11 protein-coding genes are annotated in these 16,757 nt (G+C 50.9%); 7 read left to right on the top strand and 4 right to left on the bottom strand.

Translation table 11 applies throughout. The features are described from left to right. Positions 1-257: 257 nt before the first annotated feature. The 5 genes from mutL to ACYVH9_RS00845 all read left to right on the top strand — a co-directional run bounded on the left by mutL (position 258) and on the right by ACYVH9_RS00845 (position 7,492). Positions 258-2,189, top strand: coding sequence for a DNA mismatch repair endonuclease MutL (mutL, locus tag ACYVH9_RS00865; RefSeq protein WP_460634395.1), 1,932 nt, complete (start codon positions 258-260; stop codon positions 2,187-2,189). A gap of 36 nt (positions 2,190-2,225) precedes the next feature. Continuing rightward, positions 2,226-2,999, top strand: coding sequence for a rhomboid family intramembrane serine protease (locus ACYVH9_RS00860; protein WP_460636432.1), 774 nt, complete (start codon positions 2,226-2,228; stop codon positions 2,997-2,999). A gap of 3 nt (positions 3,000-3,002) precedes the next feature. Then, positions 3,003-3,923, top strand: a complete 921-nt coding sequence (locus ACYVH9_RS00855) for a rhomboid family intramembrane serine protease (RefSeq protein WP_460634394.1) — start codon at positions 3,003-3,005, stop codon at positions 3,921-3,923. 260 nt (positions 3,924-4,183) lie between these two features. Next, a complete protein-coding gene (gene dxs / locus ACYVH9_RS00850; RefSeq protein ID WP_460634393.1) occupies positions 4,184-6,118 on the top strand; it encodes a 1-deoxy-D-xylulose-5-phosphate synthase in 1,935 nt (644 codons plus the stop codon). A gap of 105 nt (positions 6,119-6,223) precedes the next feature. Continuing rightward, positions 6,224-7,492, top strand: a complete 1,269-nt coding sequence (locus ACYVH9_RS00845; RefSeq protein WP_460634392.1) for an aspartate kinase — start codon at positions 6,224-6,226, stop codon at positions 7,490-7,492. A gap of 13 nt (positions 7,493-7,505) precedes the next feature. Here the strand turns inward: ACYVH9_RS00845 and ACYVH9_RS00840 are convergent, their stop codons facing one another. After that, a complete protein-coding gene (locus ACYVH9_RS00840; RefSeq protein ID WP_460634391.1) occupies positions 7,506-8,540 on the bottom strand; it encodes a PorP/SprF family type IX secretion system membrane protein in 1,035 nt (344 codons plus the stop codon). A gap of 392 nt (positions 8,541-8,932) precedes the next feature. Here ACYVH9_RS00840 and ACYVH9_RS00835 point away from each other — a divergent pair, with 392 nt between their 5' ends. After that, the gene (locus ACYVH9_RS00835) at positions 8,933-12,874 is read left to right on the top strand and encodes a T9SS type B sorting domain-containing protein (protein ID WP_460634390.1); all 3,942 of its coding nucleotides are present in this window, start codon (positions 8,933-8,935) and stop codon (positions 12,872-12,874) included. 112 nt (positions 12,875-12,986) lie between these two features. Next, the gene (ruvB, locus tag ACYVH9_RS00830) at positions 12,987-14,015 is read left to right on the top strand and encodes a Holliday junction branch migration DNA helicase RuvB (protein WP_460634389.1); all 1,029 of its coding nucleotides are present in this window, start codon (positions 12,987-12,989) and stop codon (positions 14,013-14,015) included. 36 nt (positions 14,016-14,051) lie between these two features. On the opposite strand, the gene ACYVH9_RS00825 is transcribed toward ruvB, so the two are convergent. From ACYVH9_RS00825 to der, 3 genes are all read right to left on the bottom strand, one after another. Then, positions 14,052-14,360 carry an ArsR/SmtB family transcription factor gene (locus tag ACYVH9_RS00825; protein ID WP_460634388.1) on the bottom strand — a complete coding sequence of 103 codons (309 nt, stop codon included), beginning with the start codon at positions 14,358-14,360 and terminating at the stop codon, positions 14,052-14,054. A gap of 168 nt (positions 14,361-14,528) precedes the next feature. Beyond that, the gene (locus ACYVH9_RS00820) at positions 14,529-15,449 is read right to left on the bottom strand and encodes a DMT family transporter (RefSeq protein WP_460634387.1); all 921 of its coding nucleotides are present in this window, start codon (positions 15,447-15,449) and stop codon (positions 14,529-14,531) included. Beyond that, positions 15,449-16,756, bottom strand: a complete 1,308-nt coding sequence (gene der / locus ACYVH9_RS00815) for a ribosome biogenesis GTPase Der (protein ID WP_460634386.1) — start codon at positions 16,754-16,756, stop codon at positions 15,449-15,451. Before der ends, ACYVH9_RS00820 begins: the two co-directional genes overlap by 1 nt. Between the last annotated feature and the right edge of the window lies 1 nt (position 16,757).

The raw sequence follows: 16,757 nt of genomic DNA, 5'->3' as shown, positions 1-16,757 counted from the left end.
GATATTTGGGTAAGAGTGTGCTATAGACGACGGCAACAACATTACTGAAACCTAACCCTAACCGGCTATTTGTAAAAGCTACATTGGGCTTGTTTCTACCTATAACAAAATACAGTCTTGAATTATTGCAATAACAAAGAATTGAGGAAAAAGATTTATTAAATTATCCAGACTGTTTAAATTGCTGTTTCTAATGTCGTAAAAAAATAGTAATTTGTTTTTCTATTTACCGATTTGATTTATTAGATAAATACAAAATGTTGAATATTATTCAACTACTACCGGATTCGATTGCCAATCAGATAGCAGCAGGAGAAGTGGTGCAACGGCCGGCATCTGTGGTCAAAGAATTACTGGAAAATGCTGTTGATGCTAGAGCAAAAACCGTACAAATTATCATCCGGGAAGCAGGTAAATCACTGATTCAGATTATAGATGACGGAATTGGCATGTCTGAAACGGATGCCCGGATGAGCTTCGAACGGCACGCAACCTCCAAAATCCGTTCATCCGACGATTTATTCCGCATTCGAACCATGGGTTTTCGGGGCGAAGCACTGGCTTCCATTGCCGCCGTCGCCCAGGTTGAACTCCGAACCCGCCGATCTGATGCAACCGACGAACTGGGGACCCTCATCCGGATAGAAGGGTCTGAATTAAAAACTCAGGAGTCGGTTTCGTGTTTGCCGGGAACGAATATTCTGGTTAAAAATTTATTTTTCAATGTTCCGGCCCGACGCAACTTCCTGAAGACCAATTCCGTCGAAATGCGGCACATTCTGGACGAATTCCAGCGTGTGGCCCTGGCCCATCCGGACATTGCCTTTTCGCTCTACCACAATGATTCGGAAGTATATAACCTGCAATCCGGAAAACTGAGCCGCCGGATCGTTGATTTATTCGGAAAACAATACCGGGAGCAACTGGCTTTTTGCGAAGAAGAAACCCCATATGTGAACGTTCGCGGCTACATCGGCAAACCGGAGTCGGCCCGCAAAACGCGCGGAGAGCAGTTCTTTTTTGTCAACTCGCGCTTTGTCAAACATAATTACCTCCATCATGCTGTGGTGGGAGCCTACGAAGGCACCATTCAGGACGGTTTTCACCCGTTCTACGTGCTGTTTATCGAAATTGACCCCTCGCACATCGACATCAACATTCATCCGACCAAAACGGAAATAAAATTTGACGACGAACGCTCGGTGTACGCCATTGTGATGGCCGCCGTGCGGAAAGCCGTTGGTGTGTATAACCTGACTCCCTCTCTGGACTTCGACTCCAATGTCAATTTTTTGCCCGTGACGCCAGCCCCCCGCCGGTCGACGGAAGTCAAATCAGATGAGGAATCATTCGAACCCAGAGACCGTTCGGCTCCGCGCCCAGTATCGCCCAGCTGGTCGAACGAATCTCCCCGCGAAAAAACCGCATCAGGGCTGGATTTTCCCCGTAAATCGGCGGCCAACTGGCAAGCGTTGTTTGAAGGGCTTGAAACCCAGGAAACGCCTACCGAAACAACGAATCTGTTTGAAACTCCCGCTCCGGCTCCAGTACCGGCCGAAACCGAGTCGGTTACGGTGGAAAGCCGGGTCAACAAACTCATGACGCTGCCGGTTGCGCTGGATGCCGCCAGCGCCGTTCTTCAGGTCCAAAACCGTTATTTGCTGACTACCATCCCAACTGGTATTTTGCTTGTTGATCAGCGCCGGGCTTACGAGCGCGTGCTGTACGATCAGTACCAGACTGCGCTAACCAAACGGAATGGCGTTTCGCAACAGTTGCTGTTTCCCAAAACCGTGACGGTGATGCCCGTGGATTACAACCTGGCGCTTGAATTACGCGATGATTTAACCAGTTTGGGTTTTTTATTTGATGAAATCGGGCAGAACGCTTTTCTGATCCGGGGGGTGCCGGCCTTATCGGTCGGTGAAAACGAAGAAGAACTATTTGCTAACTTGCTGGCTCAATTGCGCGAAGATACCGGGCGGCTGAAACTTGAGCGCGCGGAGGTGCTGGCGCGTTCACTGGCCCGTCGGTCGGCGGCCCGGCAACAGAAACAACTGGCCGAACCGGAGCAACGGGCATTGATTGAGCAATTAATTTCGTCGTCCAATGCCTCCTATACGCCCAGTGGTGAACCGATTACAACGATATTGACGTTGGACAAATTAGCGGGATTATTTCGATCCTGATATGATTGTTACGCTAGAAAACGTTAGACTTTTATGATGCTTACGCCGGTTGTCAGGACGCTCCTGCTTATCAATGTTGGTTTATTTCTTGTAGGCGCTGCCGGAATTAATCTGATCCCCATGTTCGGATTGTTTTCCTTTCTTTCACCGGCCTTTGCTCCCCACCAGTTAATCACACATATGTTTTTACATGCGGGTTTCTGGCATCTTTTTAGTAATATGCTCGGGTTATTTTTCTTTGGCCCCATGCTGGAGAACGTCTGGGGAACCAAACGATTCACTATTTTTTACCTTGTTACGGGAATTGGAGCCGGATTATTATTTTCCGGCATAAACTATTTTGAGGCCAGCCAGTTACGAAATCAGGTGGTTACTTTTCAAAGCAATCCAACGCCGGAGTCACTGGAGTTATTTTTGTCGGACCGGGGCCTTTTGGTTCAGGGCGATAATTTTTTGAGGGTATTTGAAGAAAGTCCGCAGGAGCCTTCGTATATACGTGGAGCAGTACGGCTTGTCAATGATTATTACGAACAACAACTGTCGATACCGATGGTTGGCGCATCGGGAGCAATTTTTGGAATTTTGATGGCATTTGGATTATTATTCCCAAATACCGAACTTTTCCTGTTATTTCCGCCGATCCCCATTAAGGCCAAGTACTTAGTGGCATTTTACGGCGCATATGAGTTGTATTCTGGTGTTTATCGGGCACAGTCCGACAACGTAGCGCATTTCGCCCACATTGGCGGTATGCTGTTTGCGTTTATACTGGTGAAATATTGGGGTAAGCAAAGAAATAATTTCTATTGAGTGATGAGTGGACTGTTAGATGACTTCCGGAGCGAATTCAACAAACCCAACAACACGTTGGTGCAGTTGATTCTTATTAATACCATTGTTTTTTTACTGCTTTTGATCCTGAAAGTCATTCTGACCCTGGCCGAAATGTCGGGAGTCTATAACCTGATTGTCGATCAACTCCAGCTACCAGCTTCACTGAGCGCGTTTGTTACCAAACCGTGGACCATGATTACGTACTTCTTTACCCATGAAGACGTTTTTCATATCCTTTTCAACATGCTGTTTCTGTACTGGTTCGGACGGCTAATTGACGAATACCTGGGAAATCGGCGGCTGGTGGCTTTGTATATGCTGGGGGGGCTGGCCGGCGGATTGGCTTATATGGCCATTTATAACCTGCTTCCCTATTTTCACGAACGAGTGGGCGACTCCCGAATGCTGGGTGCCTCAGCAGCCGCTTTTTCTGTAGCCGTCGGTGCTTCTACCCTCCTGCCGAACTATACATTCCATCTGCTGTTTTTCGGTCCCGTCCGGATCAAATACATCGCCTTTTTTTACATCGTTCTGTCGCTGGCCCGGTCTATCGGCCCCAATGCCGGTGGCGATCTGTCGCATTTGGGCGGAGCGCTGGTCGGTTTTCTGTTTATCAAACTGTTGCAGAACGGAACGGATTTGGGGCAACCCATTTACTGGGTAATGGACGGATGGCAAAGTCTGTTTCGTAAAAAACCGCCAGTCAAGGTATCGTACCGACAGCGTAGCAGCGCTAGTATGAGCGCGGGGGCCTATGCAGCCCCGTCCTCACCCTCAGCGGTTGCCATGCCGGATCAGGACGAAATCGATGCCATTCTGGATAAAATTTCGCGGTCGGGCTACGAAAGCCTAACACGGGAGGAAAAGCAAAAATTATTTCGGGCGAGCCAGCGCGGTTAATTAATAAATTGTACTTTTCTCGTGAAACCGTTGAAATGAAAAAATAGCGATTTAAGGCAAAAAACACGCTAAAAGCTATCTTTGGCGTGTTTTTTTAGCTTATAATGACTTAGTTAAGTTATTAAATTAATAAATTCATAGGGTGAAGAGTCCAGCTTTTTTTGTACTTTTGCCCGGCACCATCCCCAGAAGATATTGCTGTAAAACAGTTTGTTACTACAGCTTGTTTATGGGAAACAATTTATACTTTTCAACGCACTATGTTGATCACTCCCGGCCAACTGCTCGCCAAGATTGACACCCCAGACGATCTCCGTAATCTGGATCAAACTGCGCTCCCGCAAGTCTGTGCCGAACTTCGGCAATTTATCATTGACAATGTGTCGGTTTACGGAGGCCATTTCGGAGCCAGCCTGGGCGTTGTCGAATTGACGGTTGCCCTCCACTATGTCTTCAATACACCGGACGACCAACTGGTTTGGGACGTTGGTCATCAGGCTTACGGCCATAAGATTCTGACGGGTCGGCGCGATAATTTTCATACCAACCGATTTTACAAAGGGCTTTCCGGCTTCCCGAAACGGAAGGAAAGCGCGTATGATTCGTTCGGTGTAGGGCACTCTTCCACTTCCATTTCGGCAGCTTTGGGGATGGCCGTGGCTTCGCAGCTTCAAAACAATCCAAAACGTCACCACATCGCCGTCATTGGTGATGGGGCGATGACCGCCGGTCTGGCTTTTGAGGGTATGAACCATGCCGGAGCTACGGAAGCAGACTTGCTTATTATCCTGAATGACAACTGCATGTCCATTGACCCGAATGTGGGCGCTTTGCGGGAGTATCTGACGGATATTACGACCTCTCCAACCTACAACAAAGTCAAAGACGAAGTCTGGAATTTGCTGGGTAAGATGAGCAATTTTGGAAAAAGTGCGCAGGATATTGTTTCCAAACTCGAAACAGGTCTGAAAGCGTCGCTCCTGAAACAAAGTAACCTTTTCGAGTCGCTTCACTTACGGTATTTCGGCCCCATCGACGGCCATGACATCGACCATCTGGTAAGTGTCATGAACGATTTGAAGGATATCCCCGGCCCTAAACTCCTGCACTGCCTGACGGTAAAGGGTAAAGGATACGGCCCAGCCGAAAAAGATCAGACCAAATGGCATGCGCCGGGTTTGTTTGATAAAGTGACGGGCGAGATCAAAAAGAAGGTTTACGCAACCCCGCAACCGCCTAAATACCAGGATGTTTTCGGGCATACGCTGGTAGAGCTGGCGGAAGCCAACGAAAAGATCGTGGGCGTAACACCCGCCATGCCATCCGGTTCGTCGATGAACATCATGATGAAAGCCCTCCCTGATCGCGCTTTCGACGTGGGCATTGCCGAACAACATGCCGTAACCTTTTCGGCCGGGATGGCCACACAGGGTCAGGTGGTTTTCTGCAACATTTACTCTACCTTCATGCAGCGGGCCTACGATCAGGTTATTCACGACGTTTGTATCCAGGAGCTGCCGGTAGTCTTCTGCCTTGACCGAGCCGGTTTTGCCGGTGCTGATGGTCCAACGCACCACGGAGCCTATGATCTGTCCTTTATGCGCTGCGTGCCGAACATGATAGTTTCCAGCCCCATGAATGAGCAGGAGCTTCGTAACCTGATGTTTACGGCCCAGTCGGCGACGATTCAGAACGGCAAGCAGGCTTTTACCATCCGGTATCCCCGGGGCGAAGGCGTGATGCCAAACTGGAAAACCCCGCTGGAGGAAATCGAAGTTGGTAAAGGACGAAAAATACAGGACGGAAAAGACATTGCTATTCTGACGATTGGCCCTATCGGTAATTACGCGGTAACGGCTTGTCAACTGCTCGAAAAAGACAGTATTCAGCCAGCTCATTACGACATGCGTTTCGTCAAACCGCTTGATGAAGCAATGCTGCACGAAATCTTCCGGAATCATGATAAAGTAATAACCGTTGAAGACGGTTGTCTGATGGGTGGTTTTGGCAGCGCAGTGCTCGAATTCATGACCGACCACGGGTACCTGGCGCGCGTGAAGCGGCTGGGAATTCCGGATGCGATCATCGAACACGGCGAACAAATTGACCTTCACCGCGAGTGCGGTTTCGATCCGCAAGGCATTGCTGATGCCGTCCGCGAATTGATTTATACAGAACGAGCCGTTACGGCCTAATACATTGACCGAAAACGCGGTTGAGTCGTTGGTGTTTTGAAGGGGCCTTTTCGGTCCGTCAACCCACCAGCGACCTGACCGCGTTCTTTTTCATTACCAATTCTAATGCAGGTATTCAAGTTTGGAGGAGCATCGGTTCGGAATGCTCAGGGCGTTCGGAATGTGGCCGGAATTATCCAGCAACACACCCCCAACCAATTACTGGTTGTCATTTCTGCGATGGGCGAAACCACCAACGCGTTGGAACAGCTAACCTGGGCTTACCTGCGTCGTCAGCTCGACACACAAACCATCTGGCAACAAATTCGAAGCTATCACGAACAAATCATTCAGGAATTAATCGAAACCGATACAACGGTTTTCGAAGGGGTTTATGAGCTGTTTGGCACGATGGAAGCTCTTCTTCAGCAGGAGCCAGAGTCCCACGCGCACCCCAGTCAGGTTTATGACCACATTGTTTCGTTTGGAGAACTGCTCTCCACCCGGATCGTCAACGCCCACTTGAATCAATCGGGACTGGACTCATACTGGGCCGATGCCCGGCGGCTAATCCGGACCGACGACAGTTACCGGGAAGGCAAGGTCGATTGGGAGCAGACCTGTGAATACATTACCGACACCCTGGCCGAATTACTGGAAACCAGCGTTGTCATTACCCAGGGATTCATTGCCAGCACCGAAGAAGGCCACACCACGACATTGGGGCGCGACGGCTCTGATTATACCGCAGCTATCTTTGCACACTGCCTGACAGCCAGTGGCGTCACCATCTGGAAAGATGTCCCGGGCGTCCTGAATGCCGATCCGAAGTGGTTCGACGAAACCGTTAAAATTGATCAGCTTACCTACCAGGATGCTATCGAGCTGGCGTATTATGGCGCAACGGTTATCCACCCCAAAACCATCAAACCGCTTCAGAATAAGGACATTCCGCTGTACGTCCGGTCCTTCCTGAAACCGGATGAGTCCGGGACGGTGATCGGCAACTTTCACCAACACCTGCCCATTCCTTCGTTTATTTTCAAGATCAACCAGACGTTGATTTCGCTTCAACCCAAGGATTTCTCGTTCATTGCGGAAGAAAATCTGAGCAAGATTTTTGGTCAGTTTGCGGAATTCGGGATCAAAATCAACCTGATGCAAAATACCGCCATCAGTTTTTCGGTGGTTGTCGACAGCCAGCCGGATCGATTGAACCGCCTGCTGCCGTTGTTACAGGAAGACTTTCGGATTAGCTACAACGAAGACCTGGAACTGATCACGATCCGGCATTACGACGAAAAAACCATCGACCGCGTGCTGGTCAACAAAACGCTGCTGGTTGAACAGAAAAACCGGTATACCGTCCAGCTGGTCGTAAAGGATCGCGGTTAAAATCGCCTGATTTTTAGAATTTCGGACAGGAAAGTTGTTTGCGGGATTTGCGGCTTTTGGGTTTGTTCGGTGGCCAGTTTTCGAACGTGTAAGACAACGAAATTTCGTGGGCCCCTCCGCTCCCCGGACCGAGCGATGATATGGTGGCGTCGTAGCTGTAGCCAATCGAAAAATTATCTTGGCGGAAACCGGCCAGCACAACCAACGACTCGCGATTGGTGATATTAGGCGCGTATTTTTTCAGCGGAAGCCCCCGGTACCACAGCCCAACAACCATCGGCGAATACGTCATGTAAACGCCCAAATCCAGTTGATCGTATTTTCCCTGAAAGCGGTAATTAACGGCGGGTGAAATCGTTTTTTCACGATCCCACTCATCCCCCAAGCCCGTAAAGCCTGCAAACGGAATCCGTAAACCAGCGTGTACGCTTCCTTTCAAAGGCAGACGACTCTCGTCACTGAGCACAAAAACGCCCTGATTGGGGCGCCCCAGGTGATGGGCTGCTACGCCAATCCAATACCAGTCGGAATAAAGCAACCCGCCGGTCGAGAAATCCAGGTAAGAAATTTTTGGAGAACCCTGCGACACCACAGGATCGGTGGTCGGATTACCGGTAAAACCGCCGTTGTTGTACTGATCACCGAACGTAAGTCCAAACCAGTTAATGGAACGGTTTACGTACGAACCCTGTACCCCCAGCCGAACGAACGTTGCTTCATTTAATTGAATCTGGTATGCGTATTGCAAGCCAATATCGGTAGACCGAATCCGGCCCTGTCCCTGATTATCGTTCTGAAGCATCAGCCCAACCCCGCTGTTGTAGCGCTCAAAAAAATGATCAACGCTAACCATGGACGTCACATAGTTGGTAACGGCCGGCCACTGATTGCGGTAATTAACCGTTACCCTTGGCGCCAAGGCCGAACCCGCAAAGGCGGGGTTCAGGTACATGGGAGCCGCGTAAAATTGCGAAAATTGCGGATCTTGCGCCCAAACCGTTTCGGTAATCAGCAAGCCAAGGAAAAGAAGAATGTAACGTTTTAGCATAACTGTATCTATAATGCAAACAACTTGCCAAACTGGTTCCGGTAAAACACTAAAACATAAACGTTTTTTTGACGTAAAATTGCACTTGATGAGCAGATAAAGGTGCTGGAAGTCGATGAAATGGAGAATCGTAACCTATAAAATTTTTATAGCCAACCGTTCGTTTACAATAACGTACTACCCGGCTTAATAGTTATGAATACAGCCACGAGCAGGGTCAGCGAGATAACGACTTTTATTAGCAGCGAATGACAACCTATACAGGAATGACAAGGCGGTTGGTGTGGATGCTTCTGTGTTGGGGGCTGTTCGCCGGCATTGCCCATGCCCAGTCAGGCATCAAAATAAGTGGTAAATTTTGTATCCCTGATCCCTCCTGCGAAACCGCTCTCATGTTTGAAGATACCGTGCCCAATGTACGCTCCCGACGCTGGGATTTCGGGGACCCGTCCAGCCAGCAGGATACATCTTCGGCGGCCAAACCCAAATACTCGTATCAGCAACCGGGTGATTACATTGTTACCTTAACCCGAACATTGCAGAATGGAACAGAGTCTATCAGCAGAGATACGGTTTCCATTGGAATTCCACCCCAGCAGTTTCAGAACTGGCGGACGGATACCATGCTTTGCAACGGCCAGAAAATCACCCTCAACCCGTATCCCAACGGCGCCCCAGCGGGCGCCAGTTTTCTCTGGTACCCGAAAGGGGATACTACCCAAACCATTCAGGTCGATAGCGCGGGGTGTTATTCCGTCGAAGTCTGGATCGGTACGCAGGCGGACAAACAGAAAGTCTGCTCGGTTGAAGACCGGATCAACGTGCAGGTTTGCGGGCAGCGACCTCAGCAACAAGGTGTTAAATGGTATTTCGGAAACAATGCCGGAGTCGATTTTTCCGGCGGTAGCCCAACGGCCCTCGACGATGGAAAACTAAACACCATCGAAGGTTCTTCCTCCATTTCGAACAGCAAAGGACAACTTCTTTTTTACACCGGCGGGATCAACATTTACGATAAGAACGGCAACCTGATGAAACCGCTCAATCCGGCGGATACGGCCCAGTTGCAGGGTAGTCAGACATCAACCCAATCTGCACTGATTGTGCCGCAACCCACCTGCCGGGGTTGTGAATACCTTTACAAAGTCTATACCACCTCCGACATTAACGGCAGCAAAGCACTGACCGTCAGCACCGTCGATATGCGGTATAACCAGGGAGTCGGGGCCATCATTGAAAAAAACACCCTGGTGGATTCGATGACGACCGAACGTATCGCATCCGTTCGGAACGACCGGGACACGACCTACTGGGTGATTTCCCACGACTACGGCAACAACAAGTTTCAGGTGTATCACATAACCCGATCAGGTGCGGAAGGACCGGAAGAATATTCACTTGGGATGCCCCACGATACTACCACCAAGGGCGAAGGTTACATGAAAATCGGCCCGGCTGACACCACCGGTAACGGAAACCGGCCAATAGCAGTGGTGGTACCGGGGCCGCCGACCAACTACGTCGAACTTTTTACATTCAACGACTCCACGGGAGTTATGTCCGGGGGCACGCAAATCGATATTGGGCCCGCTCCGCCCCAGGCTTACGGGGTAGAATTTTCACCCAACGGGTCAAAGCTTTACGTCACCTTACAGGGCGATTCGGCCAATGCCTCCCAGATTCTCATTTACGACCTGACCGATCCTGCCAAAGAAGCCATTGAGGAATCGAAAACCGTGCTGGATAGTACCAAAAGTCGGCAATATGGCGCCTTACAAGTGGGCTCCGACGGCAAGATTTACGTGGCCATCAAGGACGGAACCAGTTTGGGGGCGATTGATAACCCGAACGACGAGCTGCTGGCTCCGGCTACTTTTGACCCTAACGCCGTGAACCTAAACGGGCCAACCAGCCAGTTGGGTTTGCCCAACATGGTCGCCAATTTCAATGAACCATCCAGTTCGCCCGGTTTTTCGTATGCCGACACCTGCGCCGGTTCGCCCACCCAGTTTACGGTAACGCCCATGTGTCCGCCCTTGAAGGATAATTATACCTGGAACTGGGGCGATGGCAGCGCACCACAGAGTACAACCGCTACCGAGACTACGCATACTTTCAATGAACCGGGAACCTATTCCGTTAGCCTGCGTATCGTAACGCTGCGTTCGGATGGCCAGGTTTGTAAAGATACCCTCATCACCCAGGATGTAACGATTGTTCGGACGCCTGATCCCATTGAACTAGGACCGGACATCGACAGCTGTAAAAACACGGTTACGCTGGATGCCAAGGTAGAAGCCAGTTTGTATATCTGGATACGAAATGGGCGATTGCTACGAGGATATAATGAGCGAACATTGACTGTAACGACCCCGGGCAGGCCGGGGTATAACGGTATTCCGCCCGGGCAATTCATCGTTATTGCTGCCAATGGAGGCTGTTTTCAAAGCGACACTATTAATGTAAGGTTGACTAGACCACCGGCTTTCTCCCTGGGTCCGGACACAACGGTTTGTTTAAACGGCGCTATCACCCTGACCGCCCGGGGCAATGCCTGGACGAGCTTCCAGTGGAGCAACGGTTCGACCGAGCGGGAAACGCAGGTTTCACAAGCCGGTAATTACTGGGTCGTTGTGAAAGACATCAACGGCTGCGAAAATACCGATACGGTGGCGGTGGTTGCCCTCCCAAAACCGTCCGTTACCGCCCTGATGAACCCACCGACTGGTTGCACAACCGCCGACGGCAGCATTCGGCTTAGTATTGGTTCGGCCACAGCTCGGCGGTTTGAATGGAGTTACAACGGCCAGCCCATTGGCGATACTACGGCAGTATTGCAGGGGGTACCGGATGGTGACTACACGGTCCGGATTATCAGCGATAATGCCTGTACGGTTGATACAACCCTGACGCTTCAGTCGAACAATAGCATTGAAGTGCAGGCTCAGCCGCAAACTGCCTTGTGTACCGTGCCGCAGAGCGGCTCCATTCAGCTGACGGTTGTCCGAGGACGACCGACCGAATTTATCTGGCGAAATGCCGATGGCGATATTGTTGGACGTGGCTCCGGCCTGACCGGTATTGACGGTGGCGTTTACAGCGTCGAAGCGCGGGGCGCGGGGGGCTGTCTTGATACCCTGAATAACATCCGGGTGCCGGTTGATACAACCGGTTTTGTTTCCCTGGGTCCGGATCGCGGCAAATGCGTCGGTGATACAATTCTGCTGGAAACCCTGGTACAGGCACCCGGTGATGTGTACCAATGGAACACGGGAGAAACCACACCGTCGATCAGTGTAACGACCCGCGGGGCTTACCGACTAACCGTCCGCAATACCCTGACGGGTTGCCAGGGATCGGATGAGGTCGTGGTCAGTTTCAGTGCTAAACCCACCGTGGAGGCCGGCCCGACACTGGATATCTGCGCCAACTCGCCGGTCGTCACCCTCAACGACGTAACCCCGTTGGGAGGTTATTGGATCGGGCGTGGCGTCGACAGTACGGGGCGGTTTACGCCAGCGGATAGCCTGGCCGGTACCCAACCCATCGTGCTAACGTATTACGCGTCGCAAAACGGCTGTATCGCATCGGATCGGAAAATCGTCTTTGTACAAGCTCCACCCACGGTTAGTTTAGGACCCGATACAACCCTTTGCCCAACGCCCGATCTCCGGCTGGAAGTATCGGCTTCGCCGGGTGCTACGTATCGCTGGTCAACCGGAGCCACTACTCCGACGATTCAGCCTACGGCTTCGGGGACGTATTCGGTGGTTGCCACGGAGGGAGTCTGTACGGTTTCCGACGAAGTGAGGCTGACCTTCCTGCCACTACCCAACTTCAACCTGACCAAGGAGGTACCATTGTGCGTTGGCGACAATGGTCAGGCGGTTTTGCAGGCTACGGGCGGAAGCGACCTGCTGTATTTCTGGCCCCATTCGGGTGATACAACACCCCGGATAACCGTTCTGGAAGTAGGTCAGTACGCCGTTCGGGTGACGGGTACCAACGGTTGCGTGCGAACGGATACTGCCGTGGTGGTGGATAAATGCGAGCCCCGGGTTGTCATTCCGGATGCTTTTACCCCGAACGGTGACGGAAACAATGACCTGCTTGATGTTTTCACGTCCTATGTGACCGATTTTGAGCTTCGAATTTTCAACCGCTGGGGTGAGGTGATTTTCGTGTCGACTGACCCGGAGCAAAAATGGGACGGTAAATACCGGGGGCAAGCGTATCCTTCGATGGTTTATGCGTACGTTGTCAACTTCAAAAGTCTGTATTATCCGGATCGGCCAAAAGTAGTCAGGCGGGGGTCAATTCTGCTGGTTCGATAGCGGAAATCTGCCCAAAATTTCGTAAATTTGAATGAAACCAGCGTTTTTATAAGCGACTGAAAATCAGCTTCAGCTTACGCAAAAAACAACAAATGCTTTCATTCGAACAACCATGCGGAAAGACATTCTAAAAGGTAACGGCGAGGGGATGACAGCGACCGAAAAGGAGATTGAACGCGCGTTGCGTCCGCTCTCGTTTGAAGACTTTACAGGCCAGGCCAAAGTGCTGGAAAACCTGAGAGTTTTCGTTCAGGCCGCTACCCAGCGCGGAGAAGCGCTCGACCACGTTCTGCTGCACGGCCCTCCGGGTCTGGGCAAAACCACCCTTTCACACATCATTGCCAATGAGTTGAATGCGGGCATCAAAATGACTTCCGGGCCCGTGCTCGATAAACCGAGTGACCTTGCCGGTTTGCTGACCAACCTGCAGGAAAACGATGTCCTGTTTATCGACGAAATTCACCGGCTAAACCCGGTGGTTGAAGAGTACCTGTACTCGGCGATGGAGGATTACAAAATCGACATTATGCTCGATTCCGGTCCAAACGCCCGGACGGTCCAGATCAAGCTGAATCCGTTCACACTCATTGGTGCCACTACCCGGGCCGGTTTGTTGACGTCGCCCCTGCGCGCCCGATTTGGAATCAACGCCCGGCTGGAGTACTATGATGCGGCTTTGTTAACCTCCATCGTCAAACGCTCCTCGGCCATTCTGGGAACGCCCATCGAAGAGGAAGGGGCGTATGAAATTGCCCGCCGGAGCCGTGGCACCCCGCGGATCGCCAACAACCTGCTGCGCCGAACACGCGACTTCGCACAGGTCAAAGGAAAAGGCATTATTAACGCCGACATTGCAGAAATCGCCTTACGGGCACTCGACGTTGATCAGAACGGGCTGGATGAGATGGACAACCGGATTCTGACAACCATCATCGACAAATTCAAAGGCGGGCCGGTTGGTTTGTCCACCATTGCCACGGCTTGCGGTGATGAAGCCGAAACGATCGAGGAAGTATACGAACCGTTCCTGATTCAGGAAGGCTACCTGAAACGTACTTCACGGGGAAGGGAAGCGACTGAAAAAGCTTACAGACACTTAGGCGTGGTGCCGGTATACCGGGACGGGGAGTTGTTCTCCTGAAAAGAAAAAAGGGAAGCCGAACGGCTTCCCTTTTTATTAAGACATAATCTTACTTCGGTAAATGCAGTCAATGATTTCGGCAATGGCTCCGTCCACCAGAAAGTAATAAATGTTCTTTCCGCTCCGCCGAATCTCCAGAATTCCTTTGTCGCGCATGTTGATCAGGTGATGCGAAATCAGCGATTGTTCGGCGTTAAGGTTCTTGTAAATTGTGGAGACATTCAACTCCTTGTGCTCATTCAGCATCTGGATAATTTTGATGCGCAGCGGATGGGCCACCGCTTTCAGGACATAAGCCGCCCTCTCAATTTTTTTGTCGTCGTTAGTTAGAATTTCCTTGGTCATGATTCTTTGTGCGTTTTAGTCGTAATATCACTTGCAAAGTGGCTGAAATTTAAATATTTATATGTATTCTCCAAATAAAATGAAGCGCCTAAAGTTGATATGTTAATTTATTTAAATCTAACGGTAAATTTCACTCCCGTTTCTCTTCCCTTGCCTGTTTGGGCGGGTTCATTTTCGTCCTTTCCAGCCGATCAGAAACACGCCCAAGAGTACCAGTAGCGTTCCCAAAAACTGAAGCAGCGAAATCGTTTCATGTAGAAAAACCGTAGCCAGAACAATGGTAAATAGGGGCCCAATGCTGGCCACGATGGAGGTGTTGCCAGAACCTATTCGTTTGATTCCTTCCGCCATCATAAAGGTTGGAATTACCGTTACTAAAATTGCCATCAATAAGGCCAGCTGGTAGACGGCCAGCGGGTAGTGAAACAAAGCCAGCCCGTTTTCTACCGCACAGTGAATAACCGTAGCTACCGTTGCGGCTATCATGGCGTAACAGGTATACCGTAACGACCCGATTCGGGCAATGACGGTATCACTTCCCACCAGGTAAACCGCGTAAACCAACCCGCTCGCGATGACCCAAAAAGCGCCCAAATACACATCTTTTTGCTGCCCGGAATTGATGTTCGGCGCAAAAGCTACCAAAATTCCGGCGTAGGTCAGAAGCAACGCCAGCACCTGTAACCGGTTGATCCGACGACCGAGAAAAACCCTACCGAGTAATAAAACAAAGGTGGGGTAAACAAAGAGAAGAATGCGTTCCAGGTTGGCGGTTATGTACGCCAACCCCAGAAAGTTCAGAAGACTGGCAAGGTAATAGCCGGTTACACCCAACGCCACCAGGGTTAGCCAATGCGGAAACGAGAGTTTAACCGGCGGTAAGCGCTGTGATAAGCGAATGCCGATGCCAATGTAAAAAGGCAGCGCAAACACCATTCGCAAGGTCAGTAACGAAATGGCATCGATTGGATACTGATAGGCCAGCTTAATCAGAACGCCTTTTAGGGCAAAACAAAACGCTGCCAGAAAAACCAGCAGCGCTCCGATCCAATACCGCATCCGGAAGGATGTCGTTGGATGTATGTCCATCACTTCTGACGGAAAAACAACGTAATGGGCGCTCCTTCGAACCCAAAATGCTCGCGGAGCTTGTTTTCCAGATACCGGCTGTACGGTTCTTTGATGTACTGTGGCAGGTTACTGAAAAACACGAACGTTGGCGACGGCGTCGGCAACTGAATCATGTACTTGATCTTGATGTGTTTTCCTTTGGTAGCCGGGGGCGGATAGGCGTTGATTTCGGGCTGCATGGCGTCGTTCAGCTTCGAAGTTGCGACCTTCATCATTTTGTTTTCGTATACCTCCATCGCCTTTTCCATCACCTGAAAAATCCGCTGCTTTTCAAGCACTGATGCGAAAACCACCGGCAGGTAGTCGATCGGGGCCATGCGCTGCACAATCTCCTTTTTCCACTGGTCGGCAGTTTTGGAATCCTTTTCAACAGCATCCCATTTGTTCACCATCAGCACCACGCCTTTTTTGGCTCGAACCGCCAGGCCGATGATGTTCATATCCTGCGCTTCCAGCCCCCGCGTCGCATCCAGCATCACGATGATCACATCCGACTCTTCCAGGGCTTTCAGCGAACGCATCACCGAATAAAACTCAATGTTGTCTTTTACCCGCGACTTCCGCCGGATTCCGGCCGTATCGGTCAGTATAAAATCCCTGCCAAATGCCTTGTAACGCGTGTCGATAGCGTCGCGCGTGGTACCGGCCAGGTCGGTTACGATGCTGCGCTCCTCGCCGATCAGCACATTCAGAAACGATGACTTACCCACGTTTGGACGGCCCAGGATCGCAATTCGCGGAATGCCAGCGTTGGGATCTTCTACCCCGGCCGACGGGAAATGCTTCACGACCTCGTCGAGCAAATCGCCAGTACCCGTGCCGGTAATGGACGAAATGGGGTACGGATCGCCCAAACCCAGGGCGTAAAACTCACCAACGGAATTTTGCCGCATAACCGTTTCGGATTTATTGGCCACCACATACACCGGTTTTTTCGACCGGCGCAGCACGTCCGCAAAATCCTTGTCCAGATCGGTCAACCCCGCCATGGCATCCACCATAAACAGGACAACCGAAGCCTCTTCGATGGCAATCTGCACCTGTTCGCGGATCGACTCTTCGAACACATCATCCGACCCGACAACGTAACCGCCGGTGTCAATGACCGTAAAATATTTTTCGGTCCAATCGGCATAGCCGTAATGCCGGTCGCGCGTTACGCCCGGCTGATTATCCATAATGGCCTGCCGCTGTTCCACCAACCGGTTAAACAGCGTCGATTTGCCCACGTTCGGGCGGCCTACAATTGCTACAATATTTGCCATA

The organism is Larkinella harenae (assembly GCF_054780515.1).
This window is presented reverse-complemented; position numbering and strand designations above follow the sequence as displayed.